19 protein-coding genes are annotated in these 24,522 nt (G+C 47.0%); 8 read left to right on the top strand and 11 right to left on the bottom strand.

Annotated elements, in window-relative coordinates; genetic code table 11:
* Positions 1-108 precede the first annotated feature (108 nt).
* Positions 109-1,155 carry a phosphoribosylformylglycinamidine cyclo-ligase gene (purM, locus tag CWI76_RS00915; protein ID WP_126758512.1) on the top strand — a complete coding sequence of 349 codons (1,047 nt, stop codon included), beginning with the start codon at positions 109-111 and terminating at the stop codon, positions 1,153-1,155.
* Positions 1,152-1,790, top strand: coding sequence for a phosphoribosylglycinamide formyltransferase (gene purN, locus CWI76_RS00910; RefSeq protein ID WP_126758511.1), 639 nt, complete (start codon positions 1,152-1,154; stop codon positions 1,788-1,790). The genes purM and purN overlap by 4 nt, the downstream gene beginning before the upstream one ends.
* Positions 1,791-1,795: 5 nt before the next feature.
* Here purN and CWI76_RS00905 read toward each other — a convergent pair whose 3' ends face one another.
* Positions 1,796-2,494, bottom strand: a complete 699-nt coding sequence (locus tag CWI76_RS00905; RefSeq protein WP_126758510.1) for a DUF3108 domain-containing protein — start codon at positions 2,492-2,494, stop codon at positions 1,796-1,798.
* A 184-nt stretch (positions 2,495-2,678) separates the two neighbouring features.
* On the opposite strand from CWI76_RS00905, the gene fadE reads away from it, so the two are divergent.
* The gene (gene fadE / locus CWI76_RS00900; RefSeq protein ID WP_126758509.1) at positions 2,679-5,138 is read left to right on the top strand and encodes an acyl-CoA dehydrogenase FadE; all 2,460 of its coding nucleotides are present in this window, start codon (positions 2,679-2,681) and stop codon (positions 5,136-5,138) included.
* 109 nt (positions 5,139-5,247) lie between these two features.
* Positions 5,248-6,810: an AbgT family transporter gene (locus CWI76_RS00895; RefSeq protein ID WP_126758508.1), complete on the top strand. Its 1,563-nt coding sequence runs from the start codon at positions 5,248-5,250 to the stop codon at positions 6,808-6,810.
* A 143-nt stretch (positions 6,811-6,953) separates the two neighbouring features.
* On the opposite strand, the gene CWI76_RS00890 is transcribed toward CWI76_RS00895, so the two are convergent.
* The 3 genes from CWI76_RS00890 to CWI76_RS00880 all read right to left on the bottom strand — a co-directional run bounded on the left by CWI76_RS00890 (position 6,954) and on the right by CWI76_RS00880 (position 10,900).
* A complete protein-coding gene (locus CWI76_RS00890) occupies positions 6,954-8,135 on the bottom strand; it encodes a multidrug effflux MFS transporter (RefSeq protein WP_126758507.1) in 1,182 nt (393 codons plus the stop codon).
* Complete coding sequence (locus CWI76_RS00885; RefSeq protein ID WP_126758506.1) at positions 8,135-9,856, bottom strand: bifunctional metallophosphatase/5'-nucleotidase; 1,722 nt, start codon at positions 9,854-9,856, stop codon at positions 8,135-8,137. The genes CWI76_RS00890 and CWI76_RS00885 overlap by 1 nt, the downstream gene beginning before the upstream one ends.
* 111 nt (positions 9,857-9,967) lie before the next feature.
* Positions 9,968-10,900, bottom strand: coding sequence for an isopenicillin N synthase family dioxygenase (locus tag CWI76_RS00880; RefSeq protein WP_126758505.1), 933 nt, complete (start codon positions 10,898-10,900; stop codon positions 9,968-9,970).
* A gap of 161 nt (positions 10,901-11,061) precedes the next feature.
* Here CWI76_RS00880 and CWI76_RS00875 point away from each other — a divergent pair, with 161 nt between their 5' ends.
* Together CWI76_RS00875 and argE are read left to right on the top strand one after the other, a co-directional pair.
* The gene (locus CWI76_RS00875) at positions 11,062-11,637 is read left to right on the top strand and encodes a hypothetical protein (protein ID WP_126758504.1); all 576 of its coding nucleotides are present in this window, start codon (positions 11,062-11,064) and stop codon (positions 11,635-11,637) included.
* Positions 11,638-11,713: 76 nt separating this feature from the next.
* Positions 11,714-12,844: an acetylornithine deacetylase gene (argE, locus tag CWI76_RS00870; RefSeq protein WP_126759342.1), complete on the top strand. Its 1,131-nt coding sequence runs from the start codon at positions 11,714-11,716 to the stop codon at positions 12,842-12,844.
* On the opposite strand, the gene rnhB is transcribed toward argE, so the two are convergent.
* A complete protein-coding gene (gene rnhB, locus CWI76_RS00865) occupies positions 12,822-13,400 on the bottom strand; it encodes a ribonuclease HII (RefSeq protein ID WP_241967919.1) in 579 nt (192 codons plus the stop codon). The genes argE and rnhB overlap by 23 nt on opposite strands.
* A gap of 82 nt (positions 13,401-13,482) precedes the next feature.
* On the opposite strand from rnhB, the gene CWI76_RS00860 reads away from it, so the two are divergent.
* Both CWI76_RS00860 and CWI76_RS00855 read left to right on the top strand, forming a co-directional pair.
* Positions 13,483-15,030 (top strand): AbgT family transporter, encoded by a 1,548-nt coding sequence (locus tag CWI76_RS00860; protein ID WP_126758502.1) that lies wholly within the window; start codon positions 13,483-13,485, stop codon positions 15,028-15,030.
* Positions 15,031-15,033: 3 nt separating this feature from the next.
* The gene (locus tag CWI76_RS00855; protein WP_126758501.1) at positions 15,034-15,819 is read left to right on the top strand and encodes an SDR family oxidoreductase; all 786 of its coding nucleotides are present in this window, start codon (positions 15,034-15,036) and stop codon (positions 15,817-15,819) included.
* Here CWI76_RS00855 and CWI76_RS00850 read toward each other — a convergent pair.
* The 6 genes from CWI76_RS00850 to astE form a co-directional block, all read right to left on the bottom strand.
* Complete coding sequence (locus tag CWI76_RS00850) at positions 15,809-18,745, bottom strand: ligand-binding sensor domain-containing diguanylate cyclase (protein WP_126758500.1); 2,937 nt, start codon at positions 18,743-18,745, stop codon at positions 15,809-15,811. The two genes, CWI76_RS00855 and CWI76_RS00850, sit on opposite strands and share 11 nt — an antisense overlap.
* 45 nt (positions 18,746-18,790) lie before the next feature.
* Positions 18,791-19,555, bottom strand: coding sequence for an EAL domain-containing protein (locus CWI76_RS00845; protein WP_126758499.1), 765 nt, complete (start codon positions 19,553-19,555; stop codon positions 18,791-18,793).
* A gap of 136 nt (positions 19,556-19,691) precedes the next feature.
* Positions 19,692-21,263 (bottom strand): dihydrolipoyllysine-residue acetyltransferase, encoded by a 1,572-nt coding sequence (locus CWI76_RS00840; RefSeq protein ID WP_126758498.1) that lies wholly within the window; start codon positions 21,261-21,263, stop codon positions 19,692-19,694.
* A 12-nt stretch (positions 21,264-21,275) separates the two neighbouring features.
* Positions 21,276-22,253: an alpha-ketoacid dehydrogenase subunit beta gene (locus CWI76_RS00835; protein WP_126758497.1), complete on the bottom strand. Its 978-nt coding sequence runs from the start codon at positions 22,251-22,253 to the stop codon at positions 21,276-21,278.
* On the bottom strand, positions 22,253-23,452 hold the full coding sequence (locus tag CWI76_RS00830; RefSeq protein WP_126758496.1) for a thiamine pyrophosphate-dependent dehydrogenase E1 component subunit alpha: 1,200 nt from the start codon (positions 23,450-23,452) through the stop codon (positions 22,253-22,255). The genes CWI76_RS00835 and CWI76_RS00830 overlap by 1 nt, the downstream gene beginning before the upstream one ends.
* Before the next feature lie 86 nt (positions 23,453-23,538).
* Complete coding sequence (astE, locus tag CWI76_RS00825; RefSeq protein WP_420849467.1) at positions 23,539-24,516, bottom strand: succinylglutamate desuccinylase; 978 nt, start codon at positions 24,514-24,516, stop codon at positions 23,539-23,541.
* Between the last annotated feature and the right edge of the window lie 6 nt (positions 24,517-24,522).

The raw sequence follows: 24,522 nt of genomic DNA, 5'->3' as shown, positions 1-24,522 counted from the left end.
GAAAGTTGAACGAAAAAACAACTATCTGCGCGCAATCGGCTATCGCGCAGACGCTTCGAAAGTGCTAAACTAGCGCGCAAATTTTTTGCCCGAGCTGAGGACCCACCCGTGAGCACTGAAAAACCATCTTTAAGTTACAAAGACGCTGGCGTTGATATCGATGCAGGTAATGCTTTAGTTGAACGTATTAAAGGCGTCACTAAACGCACCAAACGCCCAGAAGTGATGGGGAGCATTGGTGGTTTCGGCGCACTCTGCGAGTTACCTACCAAATACAAGCAACCGGTTTTGGTGTCAGGCACCGACGGTGTGGGCACGAAATTACGCTTAGCCATTGATTTGAAAAAGCATGACACCGTCGGTATCGATTTGGTGGCCATGTGTGTGAACGATTTGATTGTTCAAGGTGCTGAGCCGCTATTCTTCCTCGACTATTATGCAACAGGCAAACTTGACGTTGATGTTGCCGCTGACGTGGTCACCGGCATTGGCGAAGGCTGTGTTCAAGCAGGCTGCGCGCTGATTGGTGGCGAGACCGCTGAAATGCCTGGCATGTACGAGCACGGCGATTACGATATCGCTGGTTTCTGTGTGGGCGTAGTCGAAAAAGAGCAAATTATCGATGGTAGCAAAGTTGCTCCGGGCGATGCGTTGATTGCTCTGGGTTCTTCAGGTCCGCATTCAAACGGTTACTCGCTGATTCGCAAAATTCTTGAAGTAAGTGAAACCAATGCAGCAACTGAGATGCTTGATGGTAAGCCTCTTGCTGAACATCTGTTGGCACCAACGAAAATTTATGTGAAGTCTGTTCTCGCACTGCTTGAAAAGCATGAGGTACATGCTATTTCGCACATTACCGGTGGCGGCTTCTGGGAAAATATTCCTCGCGTATTACCGGAGTCTGCTAAAGCCGTTATCGACGATAGCAGCTGGGAGTGGCCAGTGGTATTTAACTGGTTACAACAGAACGGCAACGTGACCACCAAAGAAATGTATCGCACCTTTAACTGTGGTGTTGGTCTGATTATGGCTTTACCACAAGCACAAGCAGAGCAAGCCGTTAGCTTGCTTCGTGAGCACGGCGAAGATGCATGGGTGATTGGTCAAGTTGCTGCTCGCACTGCCAATGAAGCGCAAGTTGAAATTCATTCATGAAGCGCATTGTTGTCTTAATTAGCGGTTCAGGTACAAACATGCAGGCCATTGTTGAGGCCTGCAAAGCACACCGCATTGCTGGCGAAGTTGTTGCTGTGATTAGTAACAAAGCCGGTGTCGGCGGTCTGGGAAAAGCGCAGGCGGTTGGTATCGAAACGGCGGTATTGTCGCACAAAGACTTCGCTACCCGCGAAGCTTACGACGCCGAGCTTTTGAAACTGATTGATGGTTATCAACCCGATTTGGTGGTGTTGGCGGGCTTCATGCGTATTTTAACGCCGGAGTTCACTCGCCATTATCACGGCCGCATGTTGAATATTCACCCGTCGTTATTACCGAAGTATAAAGGCATTAATACCCATCAGCGCGCGCTTGATGCCGGTGATACCGAACATGGTGTCAGCGTTCATTTCGTAACGGAAGAGCTCGATGGTGGGCCGGTTATTCTGCAAGCGACTGTGCCTATTTTCCCAGAAGATACGGCAAGTGATCTGCAGCAACGGGTGCATACACAAGAGCATGCTATTTACCCGTTAGTGGTGAACTGGTTCTGCACTGACCGCCTGCGTTTAACGGCAGACGGTGCTGAACTCGATGGCGAAGTACTGGGCTCTGCTGGTTACGCGGCAGAATAAATCATCTAGTTAATCGCTTTCAGTTGTAGGGTGGCGACTTCATCGCCATCCTCGCGTTGCTGCATTTTTACCAATACGAAGTCTAATTCAGGGGCGAACCAGTAGTCGGTTTCACGACGGGAATTTTCGCGAATTCGAGCAACTTTAATTGCTTTCACTTCCCCGTATGGTAGTTGCAACGTTTCTTCACCAACGCGACGCAACACTAAGTCATCCGCCTGCCCTTTTTCATCAAGTACTGCATACTGATATTCGTCACGCTGACTTTGCACATCAAGTCGCAACTGTTCGATGCTCGCCGCCTCATCCATACGATAAACACTCGCATCTATGTCAGTAGTCTGCTTGCTCTCATTGTTCACGATAACGTGTTGATCATGATCAAATGAACCACTAAAGCCTTTGTTGCGTCCTGTTCCTGAGCGTTTGTAAGTAAATTCGTACGAAGTAACTTGGCCATCTTCAAGGCTGAATTCAGACCAAAAGCGACGACGGTCAGATAAAAATAACAATGAAATTTCGGTTTCTGTGTATAAATTGAAACGTCCATTTTCGTACTTTAATGTACGCACCGCTTCGCCATAATTGCTACCGCCACGCGTGACTTCATAGCGTGTTTCATAGGGTGTTAACTCGGTCAAAGCAAAAACCGCAGTTGAAGCTGTCAACGCAATCATCGCTGCTAAACCTTGGACTAATTTCATACACCTTCCTAACTCATTGTTTCTCAATAAAACGTTTTAACTATAGCTTAAGACATAAACATTGAAAGAAAGTTTAATTATCACCTGCGCTTACGCTTTTATGCTTGAAAAAAGTGATCAAACAGACTACCCTCAACGTACAAATTACTGGTCAGACCTCTAGTAGAACAACGGAGTTAAAAACATGAGCATTGCCTTATGGGTTATCGCTACCCTGCTTGTATTGGGTGGCTTTTTGTATTACCGCAGTTCATTGCTCGTTACGAGCATTGGCCTTGTCGGCATGTTTGCCATTGGTAGTTGGTTCGACATTGTCGGCCCAGTACTGTGGGTATTATTGGCTTTAGTGTTAGTACCATTGAATGTGACCCCGTTCCGTCGTGGCGTCATGTCAAAAGGTATTCTTGGTGCTTATCGCAAAGTGATGCCAGAAATTTCTGAAACTGAAAAAGACGCGATTGATGCGGGCACCACGTGGTGGGAAGGCGAGCTCTTCCGCGGCGCGCCAGCATGGAAAAAGCTTCACAGTATTCAAAAAGCTGAGTTAAGCGCTGAAGAACAAGCATTCTTAGACGGCCCGTGTGAAGAAATCTGCAAAATGATGAACGATTGGGAAGCAACTCATGAGCTTGCCGATATGCCAGAACACGTTTGGCAATATCTAAAAGATCATAAGTTCTTCGCAATGATCATCAAGAAAGAATACGGTGGCCTCGAGTTCTCTGCTTACGCACAATCACGTGTATTACAAAAGTTAGCTGGTGTAAGCACCATTTTGGCATCAACTGTTGGCGTACCAAACTCATTAGGTCCTGGCGAATTATTGCAGCATTATGGTACGAAAGAGCAAAAAGATTACTACTTGCCGCGCTTAGCCAACGGCCAAGAAATTCCTTGTTTTGCATTAACCAGCCCAGAAGCCGGTTCTGATGCAGGCTCTATTCCTGATACCGGTGTGGTTTGTAAAGGTGAATGGGAAGGCAAAGAAATTGTCGGTATTCGCTTAAACTTCAACAAGCGCTATATCACCCTTGCGCCAGTCGCTACAGTTCTCGGCTTGGCATTTAAGCTCTCTGACCCAGACAAGTTATTGGGCGACAAAGAAGAGCTTGGCATTACTGCCGCGTTGATTCCGCATGATACGAAAGGTGTTGAAACGGGTCGCCGTCACTTCCCGCTGAACGTACCGTTCCAAAACGGTCCTGTGCGCGGTAAAGACGTGTTCGTGCCACTGGATTACATTATTGGTGGCCCAGAAATGGCCGGTAAAGGCTGGCGTATGCTGGTTGAGTGTTTGTCGGTAGGTCGTGCTATTACCTTGCCTTCAAACAGTGCGGGTGGCGTGAAATCGATTGCGCTTGCTACGGGTGCGTACTCGTACATCCGTCGTCAGTTCCGTTTACCTGTCGGTAAAATGGAAGGTGTGCAAGAAGCATTGGCTCGCATCGGCGGCAACGCTTATTTGATGGACGCAGTAACAACTTTTTCAACCAAAGGGATTGATTTGGGTGAGAAGCCATCTGTTATTTCTGCCATTGCCAAATACCACATGACTGAGAAATTACGTGCCTGTATGGATGACGCCATGGATATCCATGGTGGTAAAGGTATCTGCTTAGGTCCAAATAACTATTTAGGCCGTGGCTACCAAGGTGTACCGGTTGCTATCACGGTTGAAGGTGCCAACATTCTTACCCGTAACTTGATGATTTACGGTCAAGGTGCAATTCGTTGTCATCCTTATGTATTGGAAGAAATGTTGGCATCAGCTGAAACCAACGCTGAAGGCTTGAAGCGTTTCGATAAAGCGATTTGGGGCCATATTGGTTTCGGTATGAGCAACTTTGTTCGCTCGTTGGTATTAGGTTTAGGCTTCTGGCGTTTCACTAGCTCGCCTTTCAGCGACAGCACGGCGACGTACTACAAGCAAATGAACCGCTTTAGTGCCAACCTAGCGTTGCTTTCAGACGTTGCAATGGGTGTATTAGGCGGTTCATTGAAGCGTAAACAGCGTATTTCTGCGCGTTTGGGTGACATGTTGAGCTACCTGTTTATTGCTTCAGCCACACTAAAACGCTTCGAAGACGAAGGCCGTCAAAAAGACGACTTGCCGCTAATGCATTGGGCGTTGCAAGACACCTTGTATAAATTACAAGAAAGCCAGTTAGCCTTGTTGGATAACTTTGGTTTGGTTGGTAAAACCATGAAAGCCATCATGTATCCATTTGGGCGCATCGCGAAGCGTCCTTCGGATAAGTTGGACAGCAAAGTCGCCAAAATCTTGTTATTACCAAACGCAAGTCGTGAACGCCTAGGAAAAGGTCAGTTCTTATCACCTGAAGGTCAATTTGGTTACTTAGAACAAACCCTGCGTGACATCATCGCTGCTGAGCCGCTGTTTGACCGCGTGCGTAAAGCAGCTAATGATCGTCGTATGCCGTTTATGTTCTTAGATCAAGTGGCCCAAAAAGGCAAAGAGCTTGGCGTTCTAAGTGATGAAGAAGTTGAATTGTTGCGTCGCGCTGAGCAAGGTCGTTTGCGCGTCATCAATGTGGATGATTTTGCACACGAAGACTTAATTGCTGGCAAACATGCGCGCGAAGTCGCGTTAGCATCAGCTAAAAAGCAAGATAACGCGGCATAACAACTGCTTATCCTGAATCAAAGGCCAATCCTCGCGATTGGCCTTTTTTATGTGTACAATTCGGCCCTTATTACAATAAAACGACTCGAAATACAGGAGCTGGAATTGCATGACGCAAGCCTCACAACCCACTGAAAAGCGCGGCGCTTTTACGCGTTTCCTCGACACCGTCGAATGGCTCGGTAACCTTCTGCCTCACCCGATTACCCTATTTGCTTTATTCGCAATTGGTATTGTAATCATTAGCGGCATCGCTAGCTATTTTGGCGTAAGTGCTCTTGATCCTCGCCCTGGTGGCGAAATGATTGAGGTGGTTAGCCTAGTCAATGCCGAAGGCTTGCAACGCATTGTGACTGGTTTAGTGACGAACTTTACTGGATTCACACCACTTGGAACCGTTTTGGTCGCGTTGCTTGGTGTCGGTATTGCTGAGCGTTCTGGCTTATTATCCGCCGCTATGCGCGGTCTTGTAATGAATGCGCATCCTCGGGTGGTTACTGTTGCCGTGGTATTTGCTGGCGTTATATCGAATACCGCAGCCGAACTCGGTTACGTCGTATTAGTGCCTTTAGCTGCCATGATTTTCCATTCTCTTGGTCGTCATCCGCTCGCCGGCTTAGCTGCGGCATTTTCTGGTGTTTCAGCAGGCTACAGTGCAAATTTGCTTATTGGTACCGTTGATCCACTGTTAGCGGGTATTACCACCAAGGCAGCCAACTTAATTGACCCTGAGTATTATGTAGGACCAGAAGCGAACTGGATGTTCATGTTCGTTTCAACCTTCATGATTGCCATTATGGGTACCTTTGTAACGGAGAAAATCGTTGAGCCAAAACTTGGCAAATATGACCCGAAAGAGGCCACAATTAACCTATCTGAACAAAAAATAGAGTCGCTCACCAAGCTTGAGAAGAAAGGCCTAATCGGTGCTGGTTTGAGCTTCTTAGCGTTAGGTATTTTGTTAGCAATTACCATTGTTCCTGAGTGGGGTATTTTACGAAACCCAGAAACCGGTGAAGTAGCAGGTTCCCCATTCCTTAAAGGCATTGTAGCCTTCATTTTTATTACCTTTGCTATTCCAGGTTTTGTCTATGGTCGCATTACTAATGTCATGCGCACTGACCGTGACGTTATCGATGCTATGTCTGAAAGCATGAGCACCATGGGTATGTATATTGTATTGGTGTTTTTTGCCGCTCAATTCGTTGCGTTTTTCGGGTGGACCAATTTAGGCAGTATTTTTGCAATTAAAGGCGCGACCTTCTTGCAAGATGTCGGATTAACAGGTCCATCGGTATTTATTCTGTTTATTCTAATGTGCGCCTTCGTCAACCTAATGCTTGGCTCTGCTTCCGCGCAATGGGCGATTACCGCACCAATTTTTGTACCAATGCTGATGCTGATTGGCTATGCACCAGAAGTTATCCAAGCCGCCTACCGTATCGGTGACTCTGTTACCAACATTATCACCCCAATGATGAGTTATTTCGGCCTAATCCTTGCTGTTGCGGTGCGATATAAGAAAGATACGGGTATTGGCACAATGATTGCGATGATGTTGCCGTATACGTTGGTGTTTTTACTTGGTTGGTCGTCGTTGTTCTTTATTTGGGTGTTTGGTTTAGATATGCCGGTTGGTTACTGGGGCACCCCAACCTACTACAACCCTTAAAGGCGTTATTCGTTGTTCGTTATTCGTTATTCGAAACAGCGAAAAAACCAAAACAAAAAAACCTCCGTTGCCCCATGTGCACGGAGGTTTTTCTTTTTCACGAATAACCAGTAACGAATAACGATTAACGAATAACCTTGTTGTCAGCGCAGGAGGCGATAGATGATGAGTGCCGTCAACCCACAACCGCCCATCACAAACACCATCGCCAACTCATGCTGATGCCCCAACACATTTACCAAAGCCGAAATTAATCCCGCAATCAAAAACTGCAGACTACCAGTGACTGCTGAGGCCGAACCTGCCCGCTCCTGCTGCTCAGCAAGCGCGCCAGCCATCGCATTCGGGAACACCATACCCAAGGTACTGACATAGAGGAATAAAGGCACCAGCACGCCAATTAGTCCGAAATTATTCCAGCCCGCAACAATGAGAAGTACTGAAACGACAGCTAACACCGGCAATGATTTGTTGAGAATTTTACGTGAATCGCGGCGGCGAAGAATCCACGCGTTTAACTGCGCCATGCCAATGATGCCAACAGCGTTAGCGCCAAATAGCCAACTGTAATGAGTTGGCGATAAACCAAAATGGTCAATAAAAACCAGTGGCGAGGCAGTGATATAGGCAAATAGACCTGATTGCGCTATGCCGCCGCTTAAGGAGTACCGTAAGAAGCTAGGATCACGCAACACGCTCCAATAAATGGGCAGACTTGAGCGAATTCTCACAGCTGTGTTTGGTGCGCGAGTTTCTGGTAAACGAACATGAACTATGGCGAGACACGCCACAGCAAGGCTCGCCACGATGATAAATATGGCTTGCCAGCCCCATACTGCGGTCACATAAGCACCCGCTAAGGGTGCGAGGATTGGCGCGATTCCCATCACTAAAATTAAGAAACTAAATACTTGTGCCGACGCTTGCGGCGTATACAAATCTCGCACCATCGCGCGCGCAATCACGAGCCCCGCACAAGAACCTATGGCTTGTAAAAAGCGCAATACGATTAGGCTTTCTAGATTCGGCGCATAGGCACAGGCTATTGATGTGACAACATATAACACAAGACCAAAATACAATGGTGGCTTACGGCCAAACCGATCGGACGCCGTACCGTAAAGGAGCTGACCAATAAATAGCCCAAGAAAAAACGAGGTCAAGGATAATTCAACGCGATTCGATTCAGTGGAAAAGCTTGCGGCTATATCACCAAAAGCAGGCAGATACATATCAATGGATAACGGCCCAAAGGCCGTTAACAAGGCGAGAACGATAACGGTTAGATCAAATCGAGCTTTGTCCGAAACGTTATAGAGTGTCATTACTCGGCCGCTCGATAGCTTTGTGTGCTATGCGAATTCGGCCGTTTTATTGTTTTTGTTTTGCGGGCCCAATCAACAAATGATTGTGCGTAATTAACATACGTATCTGTCGTAAGGCCTTGGGCTGACAACTCACCTAATAGCGCCCAGCCATCATTTCCTGCCGATAAGAAACTATTCGTAATCATGGTATACATGCGATCGGCCTGAATAGGTTGCCAACCACTTTCAGTCAACACCTCAAGCGCACTAATCCGTTGACCGTCAGCGGCACGCATATCAACGTCAAAGCGAATATCCGCGCCATGTGGATAAGCACCATCAGAACCACCTGTTGAAATTGCATACGCCAGTGCCTGTTCGAGCACTTGTTTCACTTCACGCCCGGTAATTTGAACTTCAACTAGGGTATTCGCAAATGGCAATAGGCTATAAGCATCAGCAACAGTTAACTCACCAGCATTAATTTCACGGCGCACGCCGCCACCATTTTGCAATGCGAAATCAGCTTGCGGTGCACTGGCCAAAAACGCCTCGGCAACCACGCGATGAGCGTCCGACTGGCGACCTACCCCACACTCAATCGATGCTAATGGCCCCATGCGTTTCAGGCAGAGACGCTCGTCAACTTCCGCTATCACTTGCAAAGTGAGTTCATCGAGCTTCGTGCGATATTGGTCTAACATGGATTCTGCTTCGGCATTTGGCGCGACAGCGGCAAACTGTGGAAGTTTTTGAATAGCTTCAGGTGCGTCTTCCGCAACCAAAAAGTGAGCTTGTCCGCCACAATCTGCAACCTGATCACCGACAAACGTGATAGCCAGTTCGCCAACCACCTGACTGTACTGCCACGCATGCGCAATACATACAGCTTCACCATCAGCATTTGCTACTTGCATTGGATACGGACCGACACTCGGTAAGCCATAGCGACTAAAATCACCCAGTAAGGTATGCGAGTCACCACCAATTATAAAATCAACCGCTGGCAGGCGCTCAGCAAGCTCAAGATCGTTGCGATATTGGATATGTGTCAATAAACCAATCTTCTCGATACCCAAGCCACGAAGCTCATCGACGTAATATTTCGCTGATTCATATTCATCAGCAAATACCGTCGTTTTATCCGGTTGTGACGAGTTTTTTGTTTTTACAGCGATATCTAAACCGATCACACCAACACGCTCGCCACCCACGTTATAAACGGCATAAGGTTTAAAGCTATCCCATCGCGTTTTGGCCGTAAGGGGCGACACACCAACTGCAGGCTCGACGTTGGCACCGAGCACAACGGTACCGCAGGTACTCATGCCCAAGAAGTCCAAAAACCGTTTCAGCCCTGCATCGCCATTATCAAATTCGTGATTTCCCAAGGCGAGCGCATCAAAGCAAATCAGATTCATTAAGGCCGCATCTGCGGCGCCATCGAACAGCGTATAAAACAACGTGCCGGTAATCGCATCACCAGCATGCAAAGCTAAAACGTTGTCTTGGCTTGCGCGAATGTCCGCAATTTTCGTCGCCACTCGCGCAAAACCACCGGTTTCAACCCGATAAGTTTCGCCATCAACCGTTAGCGCTGTGCGCTCCATCGGCAATAAATGGGAGTGATGATCGTTTATATGAGCTACGGTCAGTGCAAAGGGCTGTGGCTCTTGGAGTTGAGCACAGCTCGCCAGCATAAGGCTACTTACTAAAACACAAACCCAAGTTCTCATCATCCCCCCCGTCAAAAACAAAACAGCTATTAGCTATTTGATATTAGATATTAGCGACTGCGTTTTTGGCTTTTTCTAATATCCAATATCCATTATCTAATATCGTCGTTGCTGTTACTTCACTAAGCCGATTTCGCGGAGACGCTCCATCAAATAATCATGCGAACTGATTGGCTCAAAACGCTGCGGATTCTCTTCCGAAATACAGCTCTCCAACGGCGTGATCATCACGTCTGGATTAAAGTGCAAGAAAAACGGAATCGAATAACGAGATTTGTGACTATAAGGCGCTGGCGGGTTGACCACGCGATGGGTGGTAGACGGCAACACACCATTGGTAAGGCGCTGCAACATATCGCCTACGTTACAGATAATGGCGCCTTCAATAATGGTGACTGGAATCCAAGAACCATCTTTAGCGAGTACTTCTAAACCTGGTTCGCGCGAACCGACTAATAGCGTCAATACATTAATGTCTTCGTGAGCGCCAGCGCGCACTGACGGCGTTCCCTCGTCGATAATTGGTGGATAGTGAAGTGGGCGTAAAATCGAGTTGCCTAAGTTCACTTTATCGTTGAAGAAATCGCGTGGCTGCTTTAGGTAAACTGCTAAGGCTTCCAATACGCGCAAACCTAAAGCATCCAGTGCATCATAAAGTTTGAGGATTTTGGCTTTGAATTCAGGTAATTCTTGTGGCCATACATTCGGTGTGAGTTGTGGGAACGGTGGTTCGCCATCAATTTCACGACCAACATGCCAAAACTCTTTTAAATCAACGTGTTTGGCGTCTTTGGCAATTTCAGTGCCAAATGGCGTATAACCGCGCGCACCGCCGCCACCAGGAATGTGATACTGCTTTTTCACCGCTTCAGGAAGTGCAAATAGCTCGCGGCTAATATCCAACGCATTATCAATCAACTGCTGGTCAATACCATGCTTGGTAAGTGCAACAAAACCATTGGTTTCATAGCCTTCACCTACGTGTTGTGCAAAAGCATCAAAGTCTTGGCCATACAGGCTCATATCAATATGCGGAATGGATTTCATGAAACGTTTTTCCTAGGGAATGAAGATATCAAAATAGGCGTATATGCTAAGGATTTTAGCCTGTCTAAACAAGGGTAAATCTTGCGTAAACCGCCTTTTGCTTACAATCTTAAGTTGTTACCGTACGATGCAGATTCTAGCAAAAAGTGAGGTAAATCACGATGAAATTGCAACACAGTGTTCTGTCTGTCGCATTATTGACCGCCAGTCTTGCGTTGGCAGGCACCGCCAATGCACAAACGCAACAAAATCAAACGCAAAACCGTGGGCATTCTGCATACAACTACGTTGGTGTTGGCGTTGCTGATCACGATGGCGGCGACAGCATTTTCGTTGAAGGGTCTTACGAATTCAAATCACCCTATGTGGTAAGCGGCTATTTCCGTAACTTTGATAACGATGCGGGCAGCAGCAGTGACGCATTAAGTATCAAACTCAGTCGCTATTTTTGGCTGGGTAGCGGCTTAACAGCCGATGTCGGCGCGCGTGTCGGACATGTTGATTTTGGTGCCGTTGATAGTAACTTCTGGGGCGTTGAGGGTAACGTACGTCAACGCATTGACCAATTTGAATTCTATGGCGGCATTGGTTGGATTGATTACACCGATGGCGGCAGTGATAACCAGTACCAATTCGGTGTGAATTACTACATTGATTCAAATCTATCGGTTGGTGTGGGCTATCAAGATAGTGAATATGGTGATGGCGTTCGCTTCCGCGGTAGTTATCACTTTTAATTAAATGCGCTATGCTGTGGCACATTGATGATCGTTTTGGAGATTCGTTGTGCCGCAGCTTCCTAGCTTTATCCAAATGTATCGCGAACTCGTCGCGATTCCTTCAGTTTCCTGTCTCGACCCAAGTTGGGATACCAGTAATAAACCGGTCATCGATAAACTGGCGACTTGGCTCGAATGTCTCGGCTTTCAAATTGATATTCACGAGCTCGATCATCAAGCCGGTAAATATAACCTTCTTGCTCATTACATTCCCGACGGCGCCGAATCTGGCGGCTTAATGTTGGCCGGACACACGGATACAGTGCCGTGGGACGAAGGTCGTTGGACTCAGGATCCGTTTAAACTGCGAGAAGACAACGGCCGCTTATATGGGCTAGGCACCGCTGATATGAAAGGTTTCTTTGCGTTCGTGATTGAGGCGTTACGCAGTACCGACCTCCGACAACTTAAAAAACCGTTATATATTCTTGCTACTGCCGATGAAGAGACCACCATGGCAGGCGCCCGTGAGCTTGATGCGTTTGGTCACTTGAAACCAGATTTTGCCGTCATTGGTGAGCCGACGTCGATGACTCCGGTTATTACCCACAAAGGTCATATGACTGAAGCGGTACGTATTACAGGTAAATCAGGACATAGCTCGAATCCAGCGGCTGGTATTAATGCTATCGAGATCATGCATGACGTGATAACTGAACTCCGCGGTATTCAAAAAGAGTTTCAGGAGCGCTATCACGATGATGCATTTGCGGTACCCTACCCAACACTGAACTTCGGTGCCATTCATGGCGGCGATGCCGCTAATCGCATCTGCGCATGCTGCGAGCTACATATCGATATGCGCCCGCTGCCCGGCATGAATATTAGCGAACTCTATGGTTTGATTGATCATCGCTTGGCAGCGGTGAAAGCGCGTTACCCCGGCGCGGTATGCCTCGAGCACATGCATGAACCAGTACCAGGATATCGTTGTGATAAAGATGCCGAAATTGTGCGCTTGGCAAGCGAGTTGACGGGTAATGCCGCACAACCAGCGAATTACTGCACCGAGGCCCCTTTTGTTCAAGCACTCGGCTGCCAAACCATTGTGATGGGACCGGGAAACATTGCGCAGGCGCATCAACCGGATGAATTCATTCTCATTGATGAAATAGCACCTGCGCAAAATCAGTTGCGAGCTCTTATTCGTCAGGTTTGCATGTAACTGCGAGCATTCGTGCCACGGGCCCAAAGCTTTTCCGATGAACCGGGCACGGCCCGTGCTCGGCCAGAGCTTCTAGATGAGCTTTCGTTGGATAGGCTTTGTGCTTGGCGAAGTCATAGTGTGGATAGAGCTCATGCCATGCCAGCATTTGTCGATCTCGTTCTACTTTTGCCAAAATGGAGGCAGCACCAATACAAGCTTCAAGCGCATCACCACCGACAATCGCCTCAGCTGGCACACTCAACTGAGGCAATTTGTTGCCATCCACAAGTACTTTTTCAGGTTTCACTGGCAATGCTTCTACGGCTCGTTTCATCGCCAGTAACGACGCCTGCAAAATATTAATGGCGTCAATTTCATCAGCGTTGCACTGTGCAATTGCCCAATACAGTGCCTTTTGCTTTATTTCGGCACTTAAAGCTTCTCGCTTTTTCTCAGACAACTTCTTCGAATCGTTGATGCCTTCAATTGGATTATTCGGATCGAGAATCACAGCGGCGGCTACCACTGGTCCCGCGATTGGTCCGCGTCCCGCTTCATCGGTTCCACAAATCATGTTTTTCGTCTTGTTGTTGCTGGTTGTTACGGTATGATACTTTCGTCTCATACATAATAACAATACAACAAGGGGTTTCCTCATGAGTGATTCTAACGAATCAGTTACATTCCTCAACCGCATGCTCGATAAGGTTGAGAAAGTCGGTAACAAACTTCCTGATCCAGCCGTGATGTTCTTTGGGCTATTAATCATCGTTTGGATTTTCAGTTTTCTGCTTTCTGGCATTGAGTTCGATGCTGTTCACCCGCTTACCGGTGAAAATGTTGGCATAACGAATTTGCTGGCTGGCGATCAAATGGCCAACTTTCTAGCCAACATGGTTGGCACCTTCATGGGTTTCGCACCTTTAGGCGTGGTACTTGTCGCGATGCTGGGTGTCGGAGTTGCTGAGCGAAGTGGCTTTATTAACGTTGCCATTAAACTGATGCTCAACGTCACCCCGAAAATGTTATTAACTCCAGTACTCATTCTTGTAGCCATTGTCAGTCATACCGCCGTTGATGCGGGTTATGTACTGGTTATCCCATTAGGTGGCGTGATCTTTTACGCTGCTGGCCGCCATCCTTTGGCAGGTATCGCGGCTGCTTTTGCCGGTGTTTCCGGCGGCTTCAGTGCTAACTTTGTACCGTCGGCAATTGACCCGTTGCTTGCTAGTTTTACGCAAAGTGCTGCTCAAATACTTGACCCAGCCATTCAATTAAACCAACTGAATAACTACTTTTTCACCGCTGCATCTTCTATTGTTGTTGTCATCGTCGGCTGGTACCTCACTGACCGTGTAATTGAGCCACGCCTTCAGCGCACTGCTACCATTGATGGTGATCAAGAAGATATGCCAGTTCTTGATGATGTTACACCACGCGATCGCAAAGCTTTCTTTATCAGCGTCTTTGTAATGGTGTTAGGTTTAGTGGGATTATTTTTTGCAGCTATTGCGGAAAATACTCCGTTAGCTGATGCTGAGGGCAATCTTGATTCATTTACTGCACCATTAATGCAAATGATTGTACCACTCATCTTCTTGCTGTTTATCATTCCAGGCATTGTGCATGGCTTCATCTCAGGTAGTTTCAAGAACTCTCAAGATGTGATTAAAGCGATGTCAAAGTCAATGGAAGACATGGCTTACTACATGGTCATGGCGTTCTTCTGTGCCCTATTCATTAAAGCATTTGGTGATTCAAATCTCGGTACCCTACTATCCATTAAAGGTGCGCAATTCTTAAGCTCGTTACAATTAAGCGGCGGCGTGACCATGGTTGGTATTATCATTTTGGTCGCGTTCATTAACCTGTTTATTGGTTCGGCATCGGCCAAATGGGCGTTAATTTCACCAATTTTCGTGCCGATGTTAATGCAGTTGGGTTACTCGCCTGATTTAACGCAGGCTGCGTACCGCGTCGGTGACTCAATCAGTAATATCATCACGCCATTGTTGCCGTACTTCCCGCTCGTGGTACTTTATTGCCAGCGCTACGTTAAAGGTACGGGTATCGGCTCACTGGTTGCAATGATGCTACCATTTACCCTGACATTGCTCGTCGTTTGGTCTGCATTCTTAATCATCTACTGGATGATTGGTATTCCACTCGGTTTCCAAGCGAATTACGTTTACCCAGCAGGCTAACCAATGCGTTACTTCCAAGGTAAAACTGTCTGGCTAACCGGTGCCTCTTCTGGCATCGGTTTAGCCATGGCGCAACAACTCGCTGAAGCGGGTGCGCATTTAATTCTTACTTCGCGTCGCCACGATGCACTTGAGCAAGTTCGTCAATCATTGGCGCACCCGGAACGCCATCAAGTTCTGGCTCTCGATTTGAGTCAGCCCGAACAGGCTGCATTAATGGCAAAGGATGCACTCGGTGATCAGATCATTGATATCTTGATTAACAACGCTGGCGTATCTCAGCGATCGTTGATTTTAGAGACTGATATGTCCGTGTATCGACAACTAATGGAAATCGATTACTTTGGTGTTATTGCGCTAACTAAGCTGGTCTTACCGCGCATGGTCGAACGCCGCGCCGGCCAAATCGTAACAGTCTCAAGTGTGGCGGGCAAAGTTGGCACAAAGCTTCGCAGCGGGTATAACGGGGCCAAGTTTGGTGTTATCGGTTTTATGGATTCGTTGCGGGCAGAAATGGCGCAGTATGGCTTAACTGTCACCTCAATCTTGCCTGGCTTTATTAATACTCAGGTTGCTCACAATTCGTTAACCGGCGATGGCACCGCGTTAGGTCATGAAGACCCAGATAATGCCGGTGGTATTTCAGCCGAAGAATGCGCACGCAAGTCGCTTGAAGCGATAGCGAAGCAAAAAGCAGAAGTGGTTGTCGGTTCAGGACTTTCCAAACTCGCACCGTTTCTACAACGCTTTTTCCCTGGCTTAGTTCGACGAATGATTGCTAAACGGTAACGATACGGTTACGACCCTGCTCTTTTGCCGTATATAGAGCTCTGTCAGCATTTTTAAGTAGTTCGGCAGAGCTCTCTTCTTTGGTCAGTTCGGTAACCCCGATGCTCACCGTAATTCTAGCCTCTTCAAAATTCTCAACACGCAAATTTTCTATCGCAACGCGAATACGTTCAAGCACCAATACGGCGTCAGCGAGCATCGTTTGCGGGAAAATAATTGCAAATTCTTCGCCTCCCCAGCGCGCAACACCATCCACTTCACGGACTAATTGTTGCAATAGTTCGGCGACTTGTTTTAACACCACATCACCACCGGTATGCAAATAGGTGTCATTAATTTGTTTAAAGTAGTCGATATCAATTAAAGCAACGCTGAGTGGTGTGTTATAGCGACGACTATTTTGCACCTCATGGTCTAATTGCTGATCAAATGAGCGACGATTCGCAAGCCCCGTTAATGTGTCTTGTAATGCCATCGCTTCAAGTTCTTGGGTTTTCTTTTGCACAAGTCCTTGCAGGCGTCGTTTCGTATGTTGAAGTGATCGAATTCGTAAATGAATTGCGAGGCTCACCAACAAAATAACAACGAGAGAAAAAATGAACCAAAACCACGGTTTCTGATAGAAGTAAGCAGATTTATTGAGCGTCACTGCGGTTACCGGCGACCATTCACCACCCGGATAACGGCTACGTACCATAAAGGTATATTCACCGGGAGCAAGGGCTGTATAGGCGGTTTCCAGCTGATTGCCACGATCAATCCAATGTGAATCGTAACCAACTAGCCTTACTTGATATTGCAACGCCTCGGGCATGTGATAGCCAAGCGCAACATATCTAAATTCGGTACGAGTATTGTCTGCAGAAATACGCCTTTCAACATCAATTTCACCCTCATCAGTGATTATCGATTCAATGACCGGTGCTGGAGAGCTTCGACTATATTTATCGACAGCTTCCGGATCGACCTTGACGGCGCCAAGCGCTGAGGCAAACCATAGGTGGCCATTTTTATCAACCACTGAAGCGGGGCCGCCAGTAGTCAATTGACGGCTGACCATGCCATCAACTTCCGTGAAAAGTTGATACTGAATCGTCAATCGGTTATCGATCATCCAGCGTTCAAGATCAGCCTTGGCAACGCGAAGGATACCTCGAGCGCCGCCCAGCCATAGGTTATCTGCGGCATCGAAATTAATCGTAAATGTCTTATCGAAAGGTAGACCATCGCGGCGCGACAACCACTGCCAATCATTCGTCTTTAACGAGCGAGTGAGCATGCCATGATCAGTAGCAAACCAAATTCGACCATTGTGAAAGGTACCGGAAAAAATATTACTAGCGCCGGTAAATGAAGCTAATTCAACTGGTTCCGGTTGCCAATTGTGATCCTCCAACGGCTTAAAATAAGTTAGCGACAACGTCGAACTAACCCACAGTGCCCCTTCGCTATCCATCGTTACAGATGAGACGAAATCGGCCGCCATGCCGTCAGCTGTAGTATAATGCCGAACTACTTCAAACGCCCCCGACTTTGTACGAACTAAATAAAGTCCACGCGCGGTACCAACTAACAAAAGATCGGTTTGCTCTAGCGGCAAAACCACCCGAATTTCGTTACTTGCAAATCCTTGCTCGCGGCTCAATTGTGCCGTTATCTTGCCGTCGATTAGTTGGAGTAACCCTTCGGTATAGCTCCCAACATAAACAATGTCATCTTTGCCATGCGCAAGACTTAAAACCGACAAAGCCGAAAGTTTCGGATCGCTTTTCAAAGCTTCAAATGCTATCCAGTCATTCGATGTCGTTGTTTGTCGACTGATACCATCGTTGGTACCAACCCACACTCGCCCCATGCTATCGGTATTTACTGACCGAACATAGGCGCCTTTCAATCCATGGTGAGGTGTAAAGCTGCGGAATAGCGCCTGGCGTAATTGCACTAAACCGCCATGAGTACCAATCCAAATTGTCCCGTCGTTATCTCGATAAATATCGAGTACGTGTGAATTAGGTAGCCCATTTTCAATACTTAACCAATCTTCAGAGTGCTGGCAGAGTCGCCCGACCCCTCTGGTAAAGGTGCCAATTAATAAACAACCTTCACTGGTTTCACTTAGCGCAGTTACACGATCCTTCATGGCGTATGGCCAAGGGATAAAATCTGATGCTTGCGGGGGGAGATAAAATAAGCCGTCATCATTTGCCACAACAATTGTGTCATTGCTAAGTATCGTTAGCGCCCGCACTTGAGCTTGCGATATCGACTTTATTGCAATAAATGAATCGGTTTTCTCGTCGTAATAGGCAACGCCGCGTCGCGTTCCCACATATAACCTCGCATCATGGCTTTCGCTTTGTGAAACGGCAAATAATCGAAAGGTGAAATCTGTTGGTAAGCCATTACGTTCTGTGTAGTGAACCGGTTCCTCGCCTTCCTTTAATCGATAAACCCCTTTCGCTGTTGCCGCCCAGCGAACCTCGTTGTAATCAACAACGGTATCAAATACAAAATTCTCGCCAATAATTTCCGGTGTCCAGTTATTGTTACGGTAAGTAACAACACTTCCGCGCGGACCGCTAAACACTATTTCCTGACTCGATTCATCGTAATCCACGCTTAAGGCACCAGCTTCACGCATTTTAGTGACTGTTGTGTCATCGTAAATTCTGAACGAGCGCCCGTTGTAGCGCACTGGACCTTCCCACGTCGCAAGCCAGAGGTAACCCTCATGCGATTGCGTAATTCGATTTATCGAGTTATGTGGTAAGCCATCACGAGTGTTCCAACTGCGCAAGGCATATTGATTTAAAGGAATTGAGGATGTTTCTGGTGATTGGTTAAGAGGGAGCGATTCCGCAGCTGCCAGCGCGATGGTACTAAATATGGCGAACGTGCCAAGTAACCCATAGCGCCAAAAGTGCATTATCGACACTCCCTGTTTGTTTATTATTATTAATTGACCATTTATCTACAACACTTCAAACGGAACCTTTGCCAATTCTTCTAGTGTTGGCTTGGCTAAATAATACCCCTGAAACAAATGAATACCAAGATCTAACAAACAATCTAATTCTTCTTTGGTCTCAATTCCTTCGGCTAAAACTTGTGTTCCTTGTAATCGGCACACATTTGCGACATCTCGTACTATCTTTTGTTTATCGTGCGATTGATCAATGTCTCGTATCAGTTGCATATCTAGCTTCAAAATATCAGGTCGCAAATCCGTCAGCCAATCCATCCGTGAAAATCCTGAGCCGTAATCATCAATGGCGGTTTTGAACCCGCGCTTCGAATAACTACTAAATATTCGTTGCAAATGGTCTTTGTCGATAATTTGTTCGCTTTCCGTAACTTCAAATATCAATTTCGTCATATCAAACGCGTACATATCAGCCGCTTCAATTGTCGCTTTGATACAAGTTTCTGGATTATAAACAGCATTTGGTAGGAAATTGATATTTAGATACGTATTGCAACCCAAACGAGCGGCTGTTTCAATAGCCTTCACACGACAAGCTTGGTCAAAATAGTAACGATTCTCTTCATTCACGCGTTCGAATACCCAACCAGCCCCCTCCCCCTGAGGACCACGTACAAGTGCCTCATAAGAAACGATATGCTGCTTGTGCCAATCGACAATTGGTTGAAAAGCCATGCGAATTTCGAAACCAAGTGATTGACCACTTAAGCAATCTCGGCAGGTTTGTTGTTTAATCGAGTCAGGAAAATCCATAGTTGCCTTTACGTTTATTTAACCGAAAACCAAGTTATCGTCACATATACGTTTTGCTTTAGCAATTTAGTTTTATGAACAATAAAAAAGGTCAGCAAGCTGACCTTTTTGTATGACTAATTATGAGACAAGTCGACTATTTCATATGGACTAACATGCTAGTTGGGTCTTCTAAAAACTCCTGCCAGCGTTTGTTAAAGCGCGCAATCGTGCCACCATCAATAATACGGTGATCACCAGACCAACTTGCAGTCATAATTTTGCGTGCAACAACCTGACCTTGCGCATCAAAACGCGGTAGCTCTTGCACTTTGCCTAAGGCCACAATCGCTGCTTCAGGCTTGTTAATGATTGGCGTTGCAACTGTACCACCAATAACGCCGATATTAGAGATGGAAATGGTTCCGCCTTTCATATCTTCTTGCGCCACGCGGCCTTCACGAGCCGCTTGGGTTAAACGAGTCACTTCCTGCGCTACTTCGATAATGCTCTTGTTTTGTACTTGCTTAACATTTGGTACTAACAAGCCAATCTTGGTATCTACGGCCATGCCAATGTTATGGTCGTCAAAATAGGTGATCTCGGTGCAATCATCATTCACTTGCGCATTCATCACAGGGAATTCTTTCAACGCAAGCGATAAGGCTTTGATAAAGAAAGGCATCATCGTGATGCGAATACCGTCATCGGCATAACGCTCTTTCAATTGTTTCTGCAATGCCATCACATTGGTCAAATCAAATTCGTCTGCATAAGTGAAGTGCGGAATAGTGCTGACCGACTTCATCATCTGCTTAGCCATGGCGGCTTTTACGCCACGAATCGGTTCAACGCGAGTACCGCCAACTTTTGGCTCACTGGTACTAGTTGCTGCGGTGGATGTGGTCGCAACGCTCGCTTGGTCACCCTTCGCAAACGCTTCAACGTCTTCTTTCATCACGCGACCTTTCGCGCCTGAGCCCGATACCTGACTAATATCCACATCCAGTTCGCGGGCACGACGACGCACCGCAGGGCTCGCAATTGCTTTACCTTGACGCGCTGCAGTTGGCGCTTCGGTAGTGCCTGCTTGCGACTTATTGTTTACAGCTGTTGATTCTTTCTGGCTCGAAGCTGCCGGTGCCGACTGATTCGTACCAGCAGTAGATGCACTGTCGGCCACACGAATTGCAAACAATGGTTCGTGTACCTTGGCAATATCACCTTGTTTGTAATACAGCTTCTCAACAACACCATTTTCTTTCGCAGGAATTTGTACCAAGGCTTTATCGGTCATCACATCAACCACCGGCTGATCTTCTTCGATAGTGTCGCCTTCTTTCACCTGCCATTCGACAATTTCACACTCAACAATACCTTCGCCGATATCCGGCAAAATAAAGTCAGTAACTGTGCTGCCTGAGTCACCTTGCTTTGGAGTAGCCTCTTGCTTCTGCTCGTCTGCAGCTGGTTTATTCTCTGAACTAGAATCACCACTGTCGATTGCGAATAACGGCTCATGCACCTTAGCGATATCACCTTTTTCGTAATAAAGCTTCGCAACAACACCGTCTTCTTTGGCTGGAATTTGCACCAAAGCTTTATCGGTCATCACATCAACCACCGGCTGATCTTCTTTAATGCTGTCGCCTTCTTTAACCAACCACTCCACGATTTCGCACTCGACAATACCTTCGCCGATGTCTGGTAAGATAAAATCTTTACTCATATCAAAGGCCTCTTAGTAAGTCATCGAAGCTTTAATCGCTTCGTACACTTTCAGGTGATCCACAAAGTATTCTTTCTCGTGGCTTAACGGATATGGCGTGTCTAAACCACAAACGCGAGCAATTGGCGATTCCAGGTACAAGAAACATTCGTCTTGAATGGTTGCCGCCACTTCACTGGCGAAGCCGCCGGTAATTGGTGCTTCTTGCGTAATCACCAAACGACCTGTTTTACGCACCGATTCAGCAACGGTGTCAACGTCCCATGGGAGGATGCTGACCAAATCGATCACTTCAGAATCGATACCGTCTTTCGCCGCCATTTCTGCCGCTTTTTCGGCCATTTCAACCTGAGCACCCCAAGCTAATACGGTAATATCTTTACCTTCTTTCACCACATCAGCTTTGCCAAGTTCAAGCGTATATTCTTCCTCTGGTACTTCACCGACAGACGCGCGATAAAGACGCTTTGGCTCCATAAACAAGACTGGGTTTTTGTCGAAAATCGCACTCAACAACAAGCCTTTTGCCATATACGGGTTACGCGGCATCACAATTTTTAAGCCCGGCGTATGCGCAAAGTAAGCTTCTGGTGATTGTGAATGGTAGTGACCACCAGCAATACCACCACCGTATGGCGTACGAATAGTCAACCCACCCACGTTAAACTCGTCACCAGAACGATAACGGAATTTCGCCGACTCATTCACAATTTGGTCAAACGCTGGGAAGATGTAATCACCGAATTGAATTTCGGCAACCGCATAACTACCTTGCGATGCTAAACCGTTAGCAAAACCTAAAATGCCCTGCTCAACCAGCGGCGTATTGAAGTTGCGATGACGACCGTACTTCTCAGTTAAACCAGAGGTTGCACGGAATACCCCGCCAAATGCACCGGTATCTTCACCAAAGCTATAAACTTTGTCACTTTTCGCCATTGCGATATCAAGCGCATTATTGATGGCTTGTAAGAGATTCATCTTGGCCATTATTTGTCACCCCCATCAATACGCGACGCAGTTTTCGGATAAGCTTCCGGGTATTTGCGAATATGCGCTTTCAGCGCCTCAAGTTGCTTCTTGAGATGCTTCGGTGGCGTGTCATAGACGTCTTCGATAATCTCATCAATGTGTGGCACCGGCACAGTTTCAGCTGACTTCAAGGCCGCCAATACTGCTGCTTTTTTCTCATCATAATTCTTCTGTGCTTCGTCTTCGCTAATCCAACCTTGGTTCTGTAACCATTTTTGGAAACGTACAACCGGATCTTTTGCCCGCCACGCATCTTCTTCTTCGCGGGTACGATAACCAGTTGGATCGTCTGACGTGGAGTGCCCCGCCATGCGGTAGCTCATTCCTTCAATAAGTACTGGCTCATTTTCTTCAACGGCTAATTTACGCGCCATTTGCGTTGCCTTATACACGGCAAAAAGGTCGTTACCATCCACACGAATGGTCTTCATACCGTAAGCAACACCGCGCGGTGCAATACCGTCACCGGCATACTGTTCGCCCTGTGATGGCGTTGAAATGGCATACCCATTGTTACGGCAGAAGAAAATCGCTGGCACTTTATAAACCGCAGCCATATTTAATGCTGCGTGGAAATCGCCCTCAGAGGCTGCGCCTTCGCCAAAGTAACAAATGGTACAGTTGCCCGATTTATCCATCTTTTGGCCATATGCATAGCCGGTCGCCTGAGGAATTTGAGTTGCCAATGGCGATGCGATAGTCATGAAATTCAACTCCGCACAGCCGTAGTGAACTGGCATTTGGCGGCCTTTACCAAGATCGCGCTCGTTCGAGAATAACTGGTTCATGAACTGCTCTACCGTAAAGCCACGAAACGCCAATGCGCCCTGCTCGCGGTATTGCCCCATGATCATGTCATCGTCACTCAGCGCAGCAGCTGAACCAATACTGGCTGCTTCTTCACCCAACGACGACAAATAAAAGCTGATCCGGCCTTGGCGTTGCGCAGCAATCATGCGCTCGTCCAAAATGCGGATAAATTGCATCGTGTCGAAAATCTTAAGCGCGAGCTCTTTGTCCATTTCTGGCTGCTCTGCACCTTTACGAATGGTACCGTCCTCAGCGAGGATCTGTAGCATTGGAATCTTCAGCGCCGAACCGTCAATAAACTGCGGTTTGGTCACGATGTCCAACTGATGTTGTTTATCTTTCGCCATAACTTTCTCGTTCTAAGAAAAATTGCGCACACTTTACCTTTACGTCAACTGACATGCAAACAAGGTGCGTCATAAAAAGTTAAAAATCAGACCAGTTTCAAGTTCTCAACTGGCATGGGTACAACGGTCAGTAAAGCGCGCTGTCCGAGCGCCACTTTGGCATTCGGGAATATAATTCGTTCGCCTGGTTGCTCTACTGTATATTCATTTTCACCATCAACCGCCAACAGATGACCTAACTCAAACTCGGTAAAATTAGCGACATTATCAGCAAAGTTCAGGCGAAAGTCTTCGGCGGTGCGGTCTATAGAACGGCTTACGTCGTAAACGTGATGACGGTTGCTATCAAATTTCGGGAGATCCAATTCACTTGTACTAATAAGTTTACGGAACATCGTGTCAGCATCGGTAAATCGACTCATATCATTTTCGCCAAATGGACGAACCTTACCCAATTCGACCGTGAACGCATCGGCATTATGCTCGCGAACACTGTAATAACTGAAGGTAGTGGTAGGTGCTTGATTCAATAAGATCGTATCGACGCCGCATTCAGCTAAGAACGTCAGCTGCTCCTTCTTATAAGGGCCACCATGAGTAAATGGGTATACCGCAAATTTTTCGTGAGCTGAATCTCGAATAGCCGTGTGCAAATCATAGTGGAAACGGCGTTGCTGCTTGAAAAATCGAGACACGTACTGTTCAAGTTTAGCCGCGCGATGGTGTTCTGGCGTATCGCCTTGAGCATGAGCGCCGCTAAACAAACGATTCATATTTACGTCAATAAACCGAGTGCCGTTAACAATAGCTGCGGGGTTAGCAATTAAGAACAATGTTCGGTGTTTTACCTGTAGCTTACCGGCAAGAATATCCGTCAGCATATCTCGCACAATTTCAATGGGCGCTGTTTCGTCGCCATGCACGGCACATGAAAAGACAACATCTTTATCGCCAGGTTGATCGGGTTCTATCGCAATAACGCCAGCATCCCAAAACTCGATTCGCGCAGATTCAATACGTAATGATGTGCCGATAAGTGCTTGGCCTTCATATGGCCCTAACACATCAGG

This window comes from Pseudidiomarina marina (assembly GCF_003987045.1).
In the GTDB taxonomy this organism is placed as follows: domain Bacteria; phylum Pseudomonadota; class Gammaproteobacteria; order Enterobacterales; family Alteromonadaceae; genus Pseudidiomarina; species Pseudidiomarina marina.
This window is presented reverse-complemented; position numbering and strand designations above follow the sequence as displayed.

Coding starts and splice junctions, on each gene's coding strand:
- purN (WP_126758511.1), top strand. CDS start 1,152: ATGAAGCGCATTGTTGTCTTAATTAGCGGTTCAGGTACAAACATGCAG.
- CWI76_RS00905 (WP_126758510.1), bottom strand. CDS start 2,494: ATGAAATTAGTCCAAGGTTTAGCAGCGATGATTGCGTTGACAGCTTCA.
- fadE (WP_126758509.1), top strand. CDS start 2,679: ATGAGCATTGCCTTATGGGTTATCGCTACCCTGCTTGTATTGGGTGGC.
- CWI76_RS00895 (WP_126758508.1), top strand. CDS start 5,248: ATGACGCAAGCCTCACAACCCACTGAAAAGCGCGGCGCTTTTACGCGT.
- CWI76_RS00890 (WP_126758507.1), bottom strand. CDS start 8,135: ATGACACTCTATAACGTTTCGGACAAAGCTCGATTTGATCTAACCGTT.
- CWI76_RS00885 (WP_126758506.1), bottom strand. CDS start 9,856: ATGATGAGAACTTGGGTTTGTGTTTTAGTAAGTAGCCTTATGCTGGCG.
- CWI76_RS00880 (WP_126758505.1), bottom strand. CDS start 10,900: ATGAAATCCATTCCGCATATTGATATGAGCCTGTATGGCCAAGACTTT.
- CWI76_RS00875 (WP_126758504.1), top strand. CDS start 11,062: ATGAAATTGCAACACAGTGTTCTGTCTGTCGCATTATTGACCGCCAGT.
- argE (WP_126759342.1), top strand. CDS start 11,714: ATGTATCGCGAACTCGTCGCGATTCCTTCAGTTTCCTGTCTCGACCCA.
- rnhB (WP_241967919.1), bottom strand. CDS start 13,400: ATGATTTGTGGAACCGATGAAGCGGGACGCGGACCAATCGCGGGACCA.
- CWI76_RS00860 (WP_126758502.1), top strand. CDS start 13,483: ATGAGTGATTCTAACGAATCAGTTACATTCCTCAACCGCATGCTCGAT.
- CWI76_RS00855 (WP_126758501.1), top strand. CDS start 15,034: ATGCGTTACTTCCAAGGTAAAACTGTCTGGCTAACCGGTGCCTCTTCT.
- CWI76_RS00850 (WP_126758500.1), bottom strand. CDS start 18,745: ATGCACTTTTGGCGCTATGGGTTACTTGGCACGTTCGCCATATTTAGT.
- CWI76_RS00845 (WP_126758499.1), bottom strand. CDS start 19,555: ATGGATTTTCCTGACTCGATTAAACAACAAACCTGCCGAGATTGCTTA.
- CWI76_RS00840 (WP_126758498.1), bottom strand. CDS start 21,263: ATGAGTAAAGATTTTATCTTACCAGACATCGGCGAAGGTATTGTCGAG.
- CWI76_RS00835 (WP_126758497.1), bottom strand. CDS start 22,253: ATGGCCAAGATGAATCTCTTACAAGCCATCAATAATGCGCTTGATATC.
- CWI76_RS00830 (WP_126758496.1), bottom strand. CDS start 23,452: ATGGCGAAAGATAAACAACATCAGTTGGACATCGTGACCAAACCGCAG.